This window comes from Nitrospira sp. M1, from assembly GCF_965152605.1.
The window spans coordinates 422,242-438,129 of sequence record NZ_OZ224217.1 but is presented as its reverse complement, the minus strand read 5'-3'; the positions used below and the strand labels follow the sequence as shown (position 1 = coordinate 438,129).

General features: G+C 49.1%; 12 protein-coding genes. 4 read left to right on the top strand and 8 right to left on the bottom strand.

Annotated elements, in window-relative coordinates; translation table 11 throughout:
* Positions 1–235: 235 nt before the first annotated feature.
* On the bottom strand, positions 236–2,377 hold the full coding sequence (locus tag ACWHX8_RS02015) for a V-type H(+)-translocating pyrophosphatase (RefSeq protein ID WP_447970307.1): 2,142 nt from the start codon (positions 2,375–2,377) through the stop codon (positions 236–238).
* A 457-nt stretch (positions 2,378–2,834) separates the two neighbouring features.
* Entirely contained in the window at positions 2,835–3,425 is a 591-nt protein-coding gene (locus tag ACWHX8_RS02010; RefSeq protein ID WP_447970306.1) for a pseudouridine synthase, read from the bottom strand.
* Positions 3,426–3,663: 238 nt separating this feature from the next.
* Here ACWHX8_RS02010 and hflK point away from each other — a divergent pair, with 238 nt between their 5' ends.
* From hflK to ACWHX8_RS01995, 3 genes are all read left to right on the top strand, one after another.
* The gene (hflK, locus tag ACWHX8_RS02005) at positions 3,664–4,701 is read left to right on the top strand and encodes an FtsH protease activity modulator HflK (protein WP_447970305.1); all 1,038 of its coding nucleotides are present in this window, start codon (positions 3,664–3,666) and stop codon (positions 4,699–4,701) included.
* Positions 4,698–5,561, top strand: coding sequence for a protease modulator HflC (gene hflC, locus ACWHX8_RS02000; protein ID WP_447970304.1), 864 nt, complete (start codon positions 4,698–4,700; stop codon positions 5,559–5,561). Before hflK ends, hflC begins: the two co-directional genes overlap by 4 nt.
* Positions 5,562–5,634: 73 nt before the next feature.
* Entirely contained in the window at positions 5,635–6,297 is a 663-nt protein-coding gene (locus tag ACWHX8_RS01995) for a pentapeptide repeat-containing protein (RefSeq protein ID WP_447970303.1), read from the top strand.
* Positions 6,298–6,308: 11 nt separating this feature from the next.
* Here ACWHX8_RS01995 and ACWHX8_RS01990 read toward each other — a convergent pair whose 3' ends face one another.
* The 4 genes from ACWHX8_RS01990 to ACWHX8_RS01975 all read right to left on the bottom strand — a co-directional run bounded on the left by ACWHX8_RS01990 (position 6,309) and on the right by ACWHX8_RS01975 (position 13,232).
* Positions 6,309–9,392: a M12 family metallo-peptidase gene (locus ACWHX8_RS01990; protein ID WP_447970302.1), complete on the bottom strand. Its 3,084-nt coding sequence runs from the start codon at positions 9,390–9,392 to the stop codon at positions 6,309–6,311.
* Positions 9,393–9,936: 544 nt separating this feature from the next.
* The gene (locus tag ACWHX8_RS01985) at positions 9,937–10,827 is read right to left on the bottom strand and encodes a CobW family GTP-binding protein (RefSeq protein WP_447970301.1); all 891 of its coding nucleotides are present in this window, start codon (positions 10,825–10,827) and stop codon (positions 9,937–9,939) included.
* Positions 10,828–10,958: 131 nt separating this feature from the next.
* Complete coding sequence (locus tag ACWHX8_RS01980; RefSeq protein ID WP_447970300.1) at positions 10,959–11,726, bottom strand: SIMPL domain-containing protein; 768 nt, start codon at positions 11,724–11,726, stop codon at positions 10,959–10,961.
* Positions 11,727–12,017: 291 nt separating this feature from the next.
* Positions 12,018–13,232: a TraB/GumN family protein gene (locus ACWHX8_RS01975; protein ID WP_447970299.1), complete on the bottom strand. Its 1,215-nt coding sequence runs from the start codon at positions 13,230–13,232 to the stop codon at positions 12,018–12,020.
* A 155-nt stretch (positions 13,233–13,387) separates the two neighbouring features.
* Between ACWHX8_RS01975 and ACWHX8_RS01970 the strand changes: the two genes are divergently transcribed.
* Positions 13,388–13,582, top strand: a complete 195-nt coding sequence (locus ACWHX8_RS01970) for a hypothetical protein (protein ID WP_447970298.1) — start codon at positions 13,388–13,390, stop codon at positions 13,580–13,582.
* Between the two features lie 93 nt (positions 13,583–13,675).
* Here ACWHX8_RS01970 and ACWHX8_RS01965 read toward each other — a convergent pair whose 3' ends face one another.
* Both ACWHX8_RS01965 and ACWHX8_RS01960 read right to left on the bottom strand, forming a co-directional pair.
* The gene (locus ACWHX8_RS01965; RefSeq protein ID WP_447970297.1) at positions 13,676–14,002 is read right to left on the bottom strand and encodes a hypothetical protein; all 327 of its coding nucleotides are present in this window, start codon (positions 14,000–14,002) and stop codon (positions 13,676–13,678) included.
* Between the two features lie 19 nt (positions 14,003–14,021).
* Positions 14,022–15,818: an aminopeptidase P family protein gene (locus ACWHX8_RS01960; protein WP_447970296.1), complete on the bottom strand. Its 1,797-nt coding sequence runs from the start codon at positions 15,816–15,818 to the stop codon at positions 14,022–14,024.
* Between the last annotated feature and the right edge of the window lie 70 nt (positions 15,819–15,888).

Here is a 15,888-nt window from a genome sequence, read left to right as displayed (position 1 = left end):
ACGATGGGCAAGACCACGAGAAAAAATATCTAGAATTTCCAATATTTATAAAACTGTCATACTTACAATAATATAAGCATGCTCATTATCGAAATTTGTAGCCAATCCAGCGGGGAACAACCCTACTCAAAAAAGAGCCCAACGGCAACTATCGCCGCCATGATACGAGAGAGTTACGGACATCCGCATCTCTCGTCAAATTGAGTGACCGTTTTCTCTGAGTGCGTGGAACGTATTACTGCGTCAGCAACCCACCATACTGCACGAAAAATGGGACAAAGACGAGTGATAGGATAGCCGACAGTTTAATGAGAATATTGAGCGATGGCCCAGAAGTATCCTTAAGTGGATCGCCGACCGTATCCCCCACGACCGCAGCTTTGTGAGTCTCAGTACCCTTGCCACCAAGGTTCCCTTTCTCAATGTATTTTTTGGCATTGTCCCAAGCTCCGCCGCTATTGGAAGAAGAAATGGCAATAACCCCACCGGCTACAAGAGATCCAGCAAGAATTCCTGCAACGGCTTGAATGCCAAAGAGGAACCCGGTGATGAGTGGCGTGCCCATGATTAAAATGCCCGGTGCAATCATTTCCTTGAGTGCGGCTTTCGTTGAAATGGCAACACATTGCTCATAATCCGCCTCAGCTTTGCCCTCCATGAGACCAGGAATCGTTCGGAATTGACGACGAACTTCTTCAATCATCTCATAGGCGGCAGACCCAACGGACTTCATCGTCATAGCAGAGAAATATGACGGTAGCACGGCACCAATAAACAAACTAGTAAAGACCAATGGATCTAGCAAGTTAATACTACCCAAGAGGTCGTAGTCTGGTCCATGCTGCTCCTTGAGCAATAAATCGGCTCGCGTGAGAAACGCGGCAAACAGAGCTAACGACGTCAAAATCGCGGCACCAATGGCAAAACCTTTTCCAATGGCTGCCGTGGTGTTCCCTGCCGCATCCAACACATCGGTCCGATTACGAACATGTTCGGGCATACCAGCCATTTCAGCAATACCGCCAGCATTATCAGAAACAGGACCGTATGCGTCGATTGTGAGCGCAATGACCAGCGTTCCCAGCATTCCAAGGGAGGCAATGGCTACCCCATACATGCCTGCCAACATCCACGGGATATAAATGGCTAGACCAATCGCAAGGTAGGGGCCCACGGCGCTCTGATAACCAAGCGCTAAACCAAAGATAATGTTTGTGGCCGAACCCGTTTCACACGATTTGGCGACTTCACGCACCGGCGCATAATCATGCGACGTGTAATACTCTGTCATGAGACCGACAACGAGTCCTGCAACTAATCCCGTCAAAAAGCAAAAATACACGCCTAAATCCGTGTATGCCTCTCCACCAATTTCAAACGTATCGGGAAGCATCATCTTCGTAACGAACAACATGACCACCGCCATCAACGCGCTGGAGATGATCAACATTTTCTTGAGCGCTGGACCAACTTGATCTTCCGAATCAACTTTGATCATCATCATTGTCAGGAAACTCACCGGAATCCCAATAGCCGAGATAAGGATGGGATATAAGAGCGCATCAACCATTCCGGAAAACGCCACAGCACTAATGACCATCGCGGCACAGGTACTTTCGGCACAGGAGCCAAAGAGGTCAGCCCCCATTCCAGCCACATCACCAACGTTATCACCCACGTTATCGGCAATCACCGCAGGATTTCGTGGATCATCTTCAGGAATTCCCGCTTCAACTTTTCCAACTAAATCAGCTCCGACATCAGCCGCTTTTGTAAATATGCCGCCGCCGACGCGCGCGAATAACGCAATCGATGAACCGCCAAGACCAAATCCAGCAATCACTTCCATGAGAATATGCGTTGGAAGCTGAGCCGGCATAATCGCAGCCAACCCAAGGTACACCATCAGAAGCCCGAGGGAGGCTAAACTGACCAACGCAAAACCCATCACGGAACCAGAATGCAGTGCCACATTAAATGCCGTTGAAAGGGATTGATTCGCTGAGACCGTCGTCCGCACATTACCTTGCGTGGCAATCTTCATACCAATGAAACCCGAGGCAATAGAAATGATTGCGCCAAAGATAAATGCAAGAGCCGTGTAGATGCCTTCGTTCACATAGTCCGTATGATGGTCATCGATGAGAATCGCAATAATCGCGGCAAAGACCACCATGAAGATGGCCATAATTTTATATTCTTGCTTCAGAAAGGCCATAGCCCCACTGGAAATAGCCGCATGGATTTTCGCAAGACGTTGCCTGGTATCCGCATCATCGACACCCATGTCAATGGGAATTTTGTTGACTGACGAAGAATAGTAAAACGCCACGGCTAGTCCAAGAAGGGACAACACAAGAATAATCGTTACCGCCATGTTAGATATGTCTCCTACGCATTGAATAGAAAATTATCGATGTGCCGACGCATGGGGATCATGCAGAAGGGTAAACGTCATTGTTATTCGAATCGCACAGCACTCCTCTTGACGTATACTGAAAGTCTTTCATGAGAACGTGGGTGGCCAAACAACTGGCGTGTCGTTATTCGCTCGTCAACGCTTCCTGCCCAGTAGAGAAGAGCGAACAACGGAAGTGTGCAAGAACAGACTCATGACATGATACGAATTTGACGAAAAAGCGACTTATTGTACCGGTAGAGAACAAAATGATCAAGTAATTTGAGAGTAACATTCCGCTCGACACCTCTCTCTTTAGCTAAATCTCCCCAAATACCCACCAATATTACCTCGAACTCAGGAGGACAAACTCCCTTCAGGCATTGAGGGTCATGGAGAAAGCCTTAAGGATAGGCGGCCTTAAGGATAGGCGGCCTTAAGGATAGGCGGCCTCAAGGCTTGCGACATCACCCTTCGTAAGTTCACGCCACTCGCCTGGTTGGAGACCACCAAGGGTGATAGGACCAATACCAACGCGAATTAAACGGAGTGTTGGATGGCCTACCCCTGCCGTCATCCTTCGAATTTGCCGATTCATCCCTTCTTGTATGCGTATGCGAAGCCAGGTAGTCGGAATGTGTTTTCGAAATCGAATGGGAACAGCTCGAGACCACACCTGTGGCTCAGACATCATCATCGAGACTTCAGCCGGCCGTGTGCGCTTCCCTTTCACCAACACCCCTCGACGCAAGGACGCCAACGCTTCGTTAGAAGGCATCTGTTCGACTTGAGCCCAGTACTCCTTCCACAACTTATAACGAGGGTCAGTAATGTGATGAAGCAGTGACGCATCAGAAGTTAACAACAAAAGCCCTTCACTGTCTCGATCCAATCGACCAGCCGAATACACCGATGGAACCTGAATGTAGTCAGCTAATGTCTGTCGACCATCAGGATCAGTAAACGAGGAAAGTACCCCATAGGGTTTATTAAAAACCAGATAGCGATACGAATACGCACGAGACATGCTCATCTCCTTTGTCCGTACGCTGTGGCTCGACCATACATGCTCCATGATACATCATGAAACGGTTGCTTCCTGCTTGTATTTATAAGGGATTTACGGCATCAACACCACAACCCTTCAACGTCAGTACACGACTCAAATGATTATTGCCCACTCGCTAGATTTCTGATAACGTGCAAGGCAGGTTCGGATTATTCGTCAATGTCGCAGCTTTTCTCTATAAAGTAAGGAGTCGTGCATGGCTTGGGAACCCAAAGACCCTTGGGGACGAGGTGGAGAAGATCCACTCGATGAAGCATTAAAAAAAGCTCAGGAACAAATGAAGCGGTTTACGCCGAGTGGCGGTGGATTTAAATCCGTCATTCTCATCGTCGCCGCCGTATTCGTGCTTTCGCAAGGCGTGTTTATTGTCGCGCCTGACGAACAAGGGCTTGTGAAACGATTTGGGGATGTGGTGCGAACAGAGGAACCCGGCCCGCACTTTAAAATCCCCATCATGGAAACCGTGCAGACTCCCAAAGTGGAAAAACTCCATCGAGTCGAAGTGGGGTTTCGTACGGATCCACGCGGACGGGCACGTTCCATCCCTCGTGAATCCCTCATGCTCACGGGTGACATGAATATTTTATCAGTTGAATTCATCGTGCAATATAAAATTAGTGACGCCCGCAACTATTTATACCAAGTAACGAATGTCGAGGCGACCATTCACAACGCCGCTGAAGCCTCAATGCGCGAGATCATCGGCAAAAATAAAATTGATGAGGCCCTGACCGTTGGAAAAGCCGAAATTCAGCAGACCACTCAGGACTTATTACAAGGCATTCTTGATCAGTATCAAGCTGGAGTCCAAATCGCGACAGTCCAATTACAGGATGTCAATCCGCCAGAAGCCGTGGCTGCCGCGTTTAAAGATGTGGCGAGCGCCAAAGAGGATCGCGAAAAACTGATCAACCAGGCTCATGGATATCGAAATGATTTGCTCCCAAGAGCCAAGGGTGAAGCCGCTCAAGAAGTGAATAAAGCCAAAGCCTACGCCCAAGCACGAATCACTAGGGCTGAAGGAGAAGCCAATCACTTCTTGAAAACATTTAAAGAATATAAACTATCCAAAGACATCATCAGTAAACGCATTTACATTGAAACAATGGAAAAAATTCTCGCCAACACGGAAAAAGTCATCCTGGACTCCAATGCCGGGAATAATGTACTGCCCTATCTTCCACTCAACCGACTTCCGAAATCGCAATCTAGGGAAGGAGGAGCAGGATCATGAACAAGCAAAACATCCTATTTGGATTAGTAGGTGTGTTGGTCTTACTGGTTGTCCTTGGTGCCTCACCGTTTTTCATCGTCGACCTGACGGAAACCGCCATCGTCGTGCAGTTAGGAAAACCAGTTCGAACCGTGACCGACCCTGGCCTGAAACTTAAAGTCCCTTTCGTCCAAGAAGTCACATACTTTGACAAGCGACTGCTTGACTATGACGCACCGGCACGCGATGTCATTACCGAAGACAAAAAGACCATTGTGATCGACAACTTTGCCAAATGGCGTATTATTGATCCCCTTCGCGTCTATCAGGCATTTCAAAATCAACGGGGAGCGCTGCAGCGACTAGATGATATCATTTACTCAGAGCTGCGGGTGGAACTCGGGCGTCATGAGCTTACAGAAATTGTCTCGGCCAATCGCGCGCTCATCATGAAAGTTGTGTCGGAACGGTCTAACAAAATTGCCTCGGCATATGGGCTAGAAGTTTCAGATGTTCGAATCAAACGGGCGGATCTTCCTGAACAAAATGAAAAGGCCATTTTCCAACGCATGCAAGCTGAACGAGAACGGCAGGCGAAACAGTATCGAGCGGAAGGAGAAGAAGAAGCTCAAAAAATTCGCTCTGAAGCAGAAAAAGACAAAGAAATCATTTTGGCCGACGCATATAAAACTGGGAAAGAGCTTAAGGGAGACGGCGACGCAAAAGCCTATAAGGCATACGCGACAGCTTATGGAGAAGGCCCTAAATTCTTTGAATTTTTTCGCACTATGGAAGCCTATAAAAAAACGTTTAAAGATAATAATACAACAATGGTGTTGAGTCCTGACTCAGAATTCCTCAAATACTTAAAGAAACGATAGTCCCCAGCCAAATGAATCTCTTGTCTGCGCCTTACTGAGGCTTCCTCAGCACTGTCTCTGCATATGATCAGCCATGGCTAATCCCGAGCACCTGACATTACTTCTCAATGGCGGAGTTGAGGCGTGGAATAAGTTTAGACGAACGAATCCCGATGCTCAGCCTGACTTTCGTGACGCGGACTTGTCAGGGTATGACCTCACACGTGTTGATTTGAGTCATGCGGATCTGACCGGGGCGGATTTGTCAGATGCCTATTTAATGAGAGCAGATTTTACTGAAGCCATTTTACATGAAGCCAACTTGGCCGAGGCAGACATTATTGAATCCAACTTCATCAAAGCTTCGCTGACTAAGGCCAACATGGTCATGGTCGATCTGAGCGGGTCAGGACTGATTCGAGCGGACATGTCTGATGTAGACCTTACCGATTCGAATTTAACGCGCTCATCATTGCCCTGGGCCAACCTTACCAATGCAAAGCTCATTCGTACCACATTGCATTTCGCCGACCTTCGAGAAGCAAGTCTGATCAATGCCGATCTGCGAGAAGCCAACCTTCGAGACACATCCCTCACCGGAGCTAACCTGTACGAAGCAGACTTACACGGTGTACAGAATGTGTCCCTCGATCTTCTCGTGAAAGCCAAAACCCTCTATCAGGCAAAATTGGACCCCAGCCTTCACGAACAACTACAAGCACACTCGTCGCATTTGCTGACAGAGCAGCAGCCCTAGAACATCCTGCTTTACGGAACAGGGGATATCATCAGATAGTTTAAAATCGTCTTCTTATTTCCCGACTCTCGACGTAACACGACCGTTAACTTGCCATCCGTCACCCTCACCGACGCATTGGTGATCGTGTTAAATTCCTTAGGCCTCGTTGAAACCCGGTTCAACACCGTCTGGCCTTCCACCGTAATATGATGCGGACCTTGCGGATAACTCGGATCACCGCTAGCCAACGAGACGTGATACGTCCCATTCGGCAGATCATAGTTCCACGTTGCCGTGGTGCCCTGATCGAAATGGATAAACGTATCCAACCGCTGATCGCTCACCGCCCGTCGCTCCCGCGTGTTGACCCGTGTCGACCAGCCATAGCCACGGCTGCCCGTATACGGAGCCCCGCTATCCGCCCGATACCCTACAGGCGTACTGGCATTCGCCGGCTGAAAGTTAATCAACACGTCGCCATTCGGCGGTGGTGACGGGGGAGCCGGCGGAGGTGGGGGGGGAGGAGGAGGCGATGTAGAGCCTGACGGGGCAATCATCAGATAGTTTAAAATCGTCTTCTTATTTCCCGACTCTCGACGCAACACGACCGTTAACTTGCCATCCGTCACCCTCACCGACGCATTGGTAATCGTCTTAAATTCTTTGGGCGCCGTCGACACTCGATTCAATACCGTCTGGCCTTCCACCGTAATATGATGCGGACCTTGCGGATAACTCGGATCACCGCTGACTAACGTGACACGATACGTGCCGTTCGGCAAATCATAATTCCACGTTGCGGTGGTGCCCTGATCGAAATGGATAAACGTATCCAACCGCTGATCACTCACCGCCCGTCGCTCCCGCGTGTTGACCCGCGTCGACCAGCCATAGCCACGGCTGCCCGCATACGGAGCCCCGCTATCCGCCCGATATCCTACAGGCGTACTGGCATTCGCCGGCTGAAAGTTAATCAACACATCGCCATTCGGCGGTGGTGACGGGGGAGCCGGCGGAGGTGGAGGGTTAGGAGGAGGAGGCGATGTAGAGCCTGACGGGGCAATCATCAGATAGTTTAAAATCGTCTTCTTATTTCCCGACTCTCGACGTAACACGACCGTTAACTTGCCATCCGTCACCCTCACCGACGCATTGGTAATCGTCTTAAATTCTTTGGGCGCCGTCGACACTCGATTCAATACCGTCTGGCCTTCCACCGTAATATGATGCGGACCTTGCGGATAACTCGGATCACCGCTGACTAACGTGACACGATACGTGCCGTTCGGCAAATCATAATTCCACGTTGCGGTGGTGCCCTGATCGAAATGGATAAACGTATCCAACCGCTGATCACTCACCGCCTGACGTTCCCGCGTATTCACGCGAGTCGACCAGCCATACCCACGACTACTCGTATAGGGAGCGCCGGTATCCGACTGATATCCTGGAGGCGTACTGGCATTCGTCGGCTGGAAGTTCATAAAGACTCCAGCACTAGGGGGAGGTGATGGAGCGGCTCCTATTCGAATATTTGCGACATCAACATTGTTTGCTGTATGTGGATCATTGTTTGACGCAACTTCCACACGGCCAACAAACATTCCAATAGCTTGGCCTTGCACCGTGAGGGTCATGGTTCGATTTCCTCCATTAGGGATGTTCCCAACACCACAACTCACCTGACGTCCTCCTGCTATTGAGCAACTCCCGGAACTGCTTGTCGCACCTTGCACTCGTACTTGCGCGGGGAAGGTGACGTTCGCTGTGACCGCGTCGGCCCGAGCAGGTCCATCATTATGAATTCGAACGGCAACGGAGAAGGCATTGCCTAAGACCGATTCAAACGGGTCGCCAAGCACATCCACACGCAGATCACTTTGATCGAAGTTAAGCACGGAAATACATGACGCACGGTTAATTTCCGGCTGCATTTCCGCGACACTGCATTGGGAGAATTGATCGCTTCCATTAATAATCGGGTTCATCAGGAACGTGTTCGGCGCGCTCGCACAAGCCGATCCCGACTCCGCATCGTGAGGAGCTCCAAAATTATGTCCGAGTTCATGCGCCACGACGAGCGCACGGGCTGTCCCTCCTCCGGTCACCTCATTAACCCCGACACCAAAGCGTGAATGACACAATGCACTGATATACGCAATGCCGATAGTACTGCCGTTTAAATTTCTCCCGGTAAAGAGGTGTGCCACGCCAGGATGAGTAAATGAAGGTGCATTGGTGAAGTTTCCGAATTGATCAATGAGAGTTCGAGGATCTGTAGAGGTTAACGATCCGTTATTCGTCAACTCCTGAATTTCGACAAGATTAATCTGGACCCCAACCTGCTCTGAAAAAATACCATCGACCACATTGATGCGCGCAATGACCGCCGCATTCGTCGACGTTCCATAGACATTCCGCTGCATGTTAGAAAACTCCACGTCTGCCACAACGGCCATGTCAAGGTTAAGGCTCGCCCCTTCAGCATTGGCCGTGACTCGATCCTGCAGCTCTTGCACAAGCGCGTTGTAATCATTGATCGAATTGGCATGCATGGCGCCATGGCCGACCCCACATGTTTGCGATTCCAATTCCTTTGTGTCCGACAATCGATACATACCAAGAGCGGAAGGTCGCGCTAATGAAGGCCCAGGAAGCGCAGGCTCAATGACTGACATCGGGTCAATGACATACACCTCATGCCCATCCCACATCATCCCATACCAATCATCCTTGATCCGTGTGAGTCGCACCCAGGATTTGTCGATGCCGGCAATCTTCCCTTTATAGAGTTGATGCGCATCATCCACTTTTTGACGTTGCGCTGTTGCTAATTTGGCGATCAAGCGATCGTTCGACTCAAGATGCAGGATAAATGACCGGCCAAAGCTTTCAAACGACCATGTCCACCTCGACGTATCACTCTCCTGTCGAGTTTCATCATCTTTTCGACTCTCCAGAATCATGGGCGGGAGAACTTCATGATAGAGAATCTCGAACTTTTCCTGTTCCCTGGAGGGTTTTGACAACTCATTTTTGGCATACACCATGGGGTGGACACAGAGACCCCATAGGCAAAGAACGAGTAATGTTCGAGATCCGAAGATCCTCATAAGCACCTCCATCGCATGTGGCTTTAGGTTTGTAGGCAGGGGTACATAAAATAATAGGATGACTGAGGAATTATAGCAATACGATAGCGAATCCTAATGCACACCAGTAAGGTTGAACACGATCGTTGAGCGAGCCAGATAAGCATGACGGGCATCTTTCGTTGCGATCTTACTGCAACCCATGTGTCTACTACAGGTGTTCTTGAACACGATCGTTGAGCGAGCCAGATGAGCATGACGGGCGTCTTTTGTTGCGATCTTACTGCAACTCATGTGTCTACTACAGGTGTTCAAGGCCAGGTTATAGCCGTTCTTTTCATTTTTGCTTGTACGATATATCTTGTTGCGCTGCGTACGTGATGTACATGCGGTTTCGCCATAATTGGTCGGCTATACACACAGCGAACATAGTCAGGAATAGAAATATGGTTTAAGTTTTGTAAAGACACAGTGCCATACCCTGTGCTCTCGCATGACAATGTTTATTGAACGAGAATTGGCGACTTGGAGCAGAGAAACTTTGACGAGAAAGAGAATGCGACTGTTACGCTCGATGAATCACAACAATTTGGCCAATGAGATGAGGGGGGAGCGTCGCAGGAGGATCGACGAAATCAATCCGAGGTCCAACGCCTTGAACAACGCGCAGCCCCGATGCCGTACGAACAACCCCCTTCACACGCAACGCCGTCAGTGCGGAGAGCCGTTCTCTCAGGACACTTTCCTCTAATCCATCATCAATAGATAAGACATAACTAGAAAATTGTTCATGAACATGGTCGGAGCCACACGTGTGCGGATCAACACGCCGCTTCATGATATCCTGAGGATTGGGAGGAAACAGGATTTCGGGGTTCACCTTTGCATTTTCACTCTGCACAATTGGCGTACCTGGCGCAAACTCCTGAATCGTCGCTTCCAATTGACAAATCTGGCTGTGAGAAATCAAGTCCATCTTATTCAAGACAAGAATATCAGCAGAGGACACCTGCTGCTCAAATGTGCCTTCCAAGTCACGGCCCTGGACCACTTGTTCAGCATTCACCACAACCACAGCCAAGCTCTCGCCAGCCCATGCACACACAGGCTCTCGCCAAAATGTCGTGAGCGTATCAAATGGCAACGCCACACCAGATGTCTCAACAATGACACGGTCTGGCCGAACCCGTTCATACAGATCCTGAAGAGTCGTCAATAACTCGTTTGACAACTGGCAACAGACGCATCCGCCCTCTAACTCGACATATCCCCCAGGATTGTCACCGCTCAAGAGCGCTTCATCGATTCCAAGCTCTCCAAACTCATTGGAAACCACAGCAAGACGCTGTCCAGAGGCTTGCGCTTCTTGCAACAGTCCACGAACCAATGTGGTTTTTCCAGCCCCGAGAAACCCTGAGACGACAAGTGCGGGAATCTTATCTGTACTCTTGCTCACATCACCCTATGTATTGCGAAAAAATGAATGCCAAACGTTCTTCTGACAAACGAACTGCCGATGATGCCATATGAGGCATATATTTCCAGAAACATTGATCATTGGAATGATGCATACTCATATGCACATCCTTACTCTTGACTAATTTCATAGACTAAGGTTACCGACGCACGAACGGTAAGTTCTCCTGGTGAGACAGGAGTCGATCCAGCATCTTCCATCGCCATACTCATCATTGCCCGCCCTCTCGTCGCTCGTCGTGGAAGAAAAGAAGATCCTCCTTCTGTCACGGCCAACAGCTGAATTAATTTCACATTGAGCGTCTGAGCCAGAGCACGGGCTTTTTCACGAGCTTTTTGGGCGGCGCGTTCAAGAGCTTCCAATTCAGACGGGCTCTTATCCCGTAATGCCCAGGTAATATGTGAAAAACGATTCGCCCCTGCCTGTAGCGCACTGTCCACAACACGCCCGACGATTGCAAGATCCCACACCTCAATCGTTAACGTATTCGTCACGGTATATCCAATAATTTTTGGTATGTGAGGCCCCGTTGACTGATGAGATTGCTGCCGAGACCTTGGAGGGTATTGAGGCGTAATTGATAAAGAAGAGGTTTGCATACGCTCCGGTTTGATACCCAACTTCTGCAAACGATCCAGCACTCGCTTCATCCTCTTACTATTGTCATCTTGCACCCCTTCTAAGGCCTCACCCGCCGTTTCGACTGAGAGCGTCACGACAGCTTTGTCAGGAGCTACCTGCACACTCCCCTCTTCAGATACCGTAAGGGTTCGTGGCTCTTGGTACGTTTCTGAACCCCAGACTCGGTCAATTCCCAGAATAGAGAAGACAACAAGGACAAAACTAAGAAAAAACTGTCTTTGTCTAGAGTGAATCATTGACAAACCCCTTAGAAGTTCATAAGAATGCAGCAATGAGTTCAACGTCCGCGACTTCACCACAGTTGTCTCCGGCTCTGCCAGACCGTCAATGCCGATGGTGCCAAACCAAGATGCGAAAACGGCTTGTCGGAGAAGGGCGCTTCATACACTATACCTGCCCAAAATGTATCTTCCAACATACGTCTAAGCGAGCAATCACTGATTCATAACGAGGGCACCGGCGATTCACGTGGCAAGAGTTTGCCACGATTGAACCCTCAACGCTTAGGAACAGTCTTTCAATACAGCTTAAAAGAGATTCGACACGATCTTGGCTCCCCCAACATACGTCCCAATAATGCTGCCGATTGTGGGGAGAATAAAGGCTAAGAATACTCGCAACAGACGGCTATGCCACCATTGCCTCGGGATGGCAATATCTTCTGCCACACTTTGAAACTCACGTACCAGTGGAGGTTGCACATAGGACTGAACAAATGCCGTGACATACCCGACACCAATCACTGGCGTCAAACTTGTAAAGGGTGCTGAGGCGAACGCTGTCGCGATCGTCAATGGATGAGCAAAAGCCAGAATAGCGCCAATGGCACTTGGAATTCCATTGGCTAAAATCCAAAAGAGTGCATTTTCACCTGCAGCTATTGCACCCTTTTCAAAGCCAATGTAGATGATCGACCCGACAATGATCGCAGGAATGCTCCACCCGACCCATTTCCACGCGCCTGAAACAGGTGGTATCACATCCAGCTCTTCTACATTCACTGGCTGTTGCTCTTTTAATGTGCGTTGGATTCCCGGCATATGGCCGGCACCAACGACAGCCACAATTCGATCACCTTTTGCATCTCGTATTTTTTTGGCCAAATAGAGATCACGCTCATCAATCAACACTTTTTTAAGAGTTGGAACTTCTTTGCCCAGCTCTTCCATCATGTCCGAAAGCGCATCTTGTTTTTTGAGGTCGCGAATCTCCTGCTCTGAAACTTGTGTGGTATCAAAGACACTAAACAGAAGCGATGACATCAACAAACTTTTGCGCCAAAACGGCGTGGTTCTCCAAGCGCGTCGCATGGTAACCCGCACATCACGATCACATAACTCCACAGGTATGCGGTACTGCTCAGCGGCCTTGGTCGCTTCTAACATTTCGGTACCAGGCATAACCCCCAATTGATCGCCAAGACGTTTTTGGTACGACGCCAACACGAGGTTCACCATTAATGTACTGAGCTGGTTCTTTCGAATAATCTCTTTAAGATCAAGCGATTCCCAGCGCTTTGGTTGGGCAAGCACCTCAAATCGTCTGGAATCCAATTCCACACACACGCAGTCAGGCTGCTCTTGCTCAATAACGGTTCGAACAAGATCAGCAGACTCCTGGGAGACATGCGCCGTTCCAATCAGGATAATCGACTTCCCTGGTAACGTGACAACCTGAACATCATCAGAATATTCCGCCTGAAGCCCGTGTGCGAGAGGAGGTTGCGAAGCAGGTTCATTCATTGGCACATCCATGAGCACACCTTTGCATATCGGAATGGCAACTTGTCAAGTCTAGAATTAAATAAGAGCAAACTCACATGAATTCATGGTAGAATAAGCATCACGAAAAAATTGATTTATTACGAGAGATACAAGAGTATTGAGGAATGGTACAGATGAGTCAACGAACACAAGCACTTCGAGTTTGGATATGGTTCAGCGGCGATGGAACCCGCTGGCAAGTCGCCAAAACGAAGGATGGATACTGGCATTGTGCACTTGGATTATTAGGTGGCAAGCGGTTGTCTAGCTGGGAACCTGGGTTTCCGCCAGGGCTTGGCCCCCTCCCCGAAGGATTTGAGACCCGCTAACGGATTACGCCAGCACCAGAGGGATATATAGCTATGGCTCATCTCAACACCTTTTGTTCACGACGGCACTATCCCTAGTAAAACTCCTCTCGATTACAAGTCATAGAGAAAGTTGACGTTATCTCCTCCCCAATCTTTGACCTTTCCTTCAATCATTTTCTCTTTTCCGCAAAATACCCAGACCGTCACATCTGTTGATTCAGTCAGCCGTTTCATCGATTGCATGAGCGTCAACACAATTTTCCTCCCTCGTTCACGATCATTGGCTAGTCGATTATAGAGAGATTCGGTAATGTGGAGTTGCAGCAACTGTCCTTTTACCACCACAGACTCAACCTCTGGGTTATTTTTTAATTGGCCTTGAATCTGCTCAGCAATTTCTCCATCCGTCATATCAACACTCACAGTATCTCCAATCATCAGTATCGTTTAACAAGGATCACAGAGGATAGGTCGCATCTCGCAACCATCGAACAGTCTCATCATCCACCAACGAACACACGACCTCACATACGCGAGCATGATACGCATTGACCCAAGCGATTTCCTCTTCGCTCAGTAATGACGGCTCTATGAGCCTTCGGTCAAATGGGGCAAGCGTCAGTGTTTCGAAAGCATAAAGCTCTCGTTCAGCCCCTGCCAGATTTGAACATGGAGTCACGAGGACAAGGCTTTCCAGCCGAATCCCATAGGCTCCAGCTTTGTAGTACCCCGGTTCATTTGAAACAATCATCCCAGGGTGCAAGGCAACCGATCCACCCGCCTTTGATATTCGTTGCGGACCTTCATGAACCCCCAGATAACTTCCCACACCATGCCCAGTTCCATGATCATAATCCAAGCCCACTTCCCAGAGAGATCTTCGAGCCAGCACATCAAGCTGCGAACCTGTCGTCCCCTTAGGAAAACACACAGAGGCCAAGGCGATATGCCCTTTTAAGACACGGGTATACCGATCACGATGTTCATCAGTCGGCATTCCAATTGCGACAGTCCTAGTGACATCGGTGGTCCCGTCTAAGTACTGCGCCCCGGAATCCACCAAATACAGCGTACCAGGAGCAAGTCGAGCATTAGACTCAGGAGTCGAACGGTAATGAATAATCGCCCCATTTTCTCCAGCCCCTGAAATGGTTGGAAAACTCATATCCTTCCAGAGATCATTTTTTCGTCGGCACTCATCCAAATAGGTCGCAGCGTCCAACTCCGTTACCTTGCCACTGACACTTTCTCGATCCAGCCAGGCAAGGAATCGACACAGCGCTGCGCCATCCCGTATGTGAGCGTTTCGAGCTCCCTGCGCTTCTACCTCGTTTTTACACGCTTTAGGGAGGACGCAAGGATCATTACCGTGGCGAATCATCACATTATGCTGTCGAAGACAATCGACAATCCAGGAAGGAGTTTTTTTCGGATCACATAATACGCGAATGCTTTGTTGTCCTAATTTCTTCAATTCATCTTCAAACGTATCAGGTGAACACGGAAAGACGGACGGTCCCAAATGTTCAAGAGTCTGAGGCGTGAGTTTTTGTTGGGGAATAAACAATCGCACCGAACCATCATGAAAGACTATTCCCATGCACAACGATAACGGTGTATACGCAAGATCATCCCCTCGAATATTCAACAACCATGCGAGAGAATCCGGAGCGGTGATCACTGCAGCTCCAATTCGGTCCTCTCTCAGCTTCTTCCCAAGCTCTTCACGCTTTTCCCGTGAATCTTTTCCGGTAAAAGGTAAGGGATGAGGCACCATTGGAGTCAGCGGAACAGCCGGACGATCCATCCAAATAGCATCTATCGGATTCGGAGTCGTAGCAACGAGTTCCGCCTTGGCCTGCTCACAAATGACTCGCAATCGCTCGACATCATCGGATGTATGCAACCACGGGTCATACCCGAGTCTTGATCCCGGTTGCAATAGAGAAGATAACCAGTCCGTAACCGATAATTCCGCGGTATGGTATGGGACAAAGCACGATGGATGCACTTCAGTCTTCACTTGCAACACATACCGGCCATCAACAAAAATTGCTCCGGTATCTTGCCATGCCACAGCAACCCCCGCAGAGCCGCTAAAACCAGTCACCCACCGTAAGCGCTCGGCAGAGTCAGGGGTATATTCATTCTGATATTCATCGGCATGCGGAATCATAAACCCAGACAAATTTCTCCTGGAAAGTTCATCGCGCAAGGCCGAAACTCGACTGACGTACTCAGACTGCTCGTTCATCGACAATCCTTCATAACCCACACGGGAATTGTTGTAAGACGATACATCAGGCTAATTGTAGCAAAACACT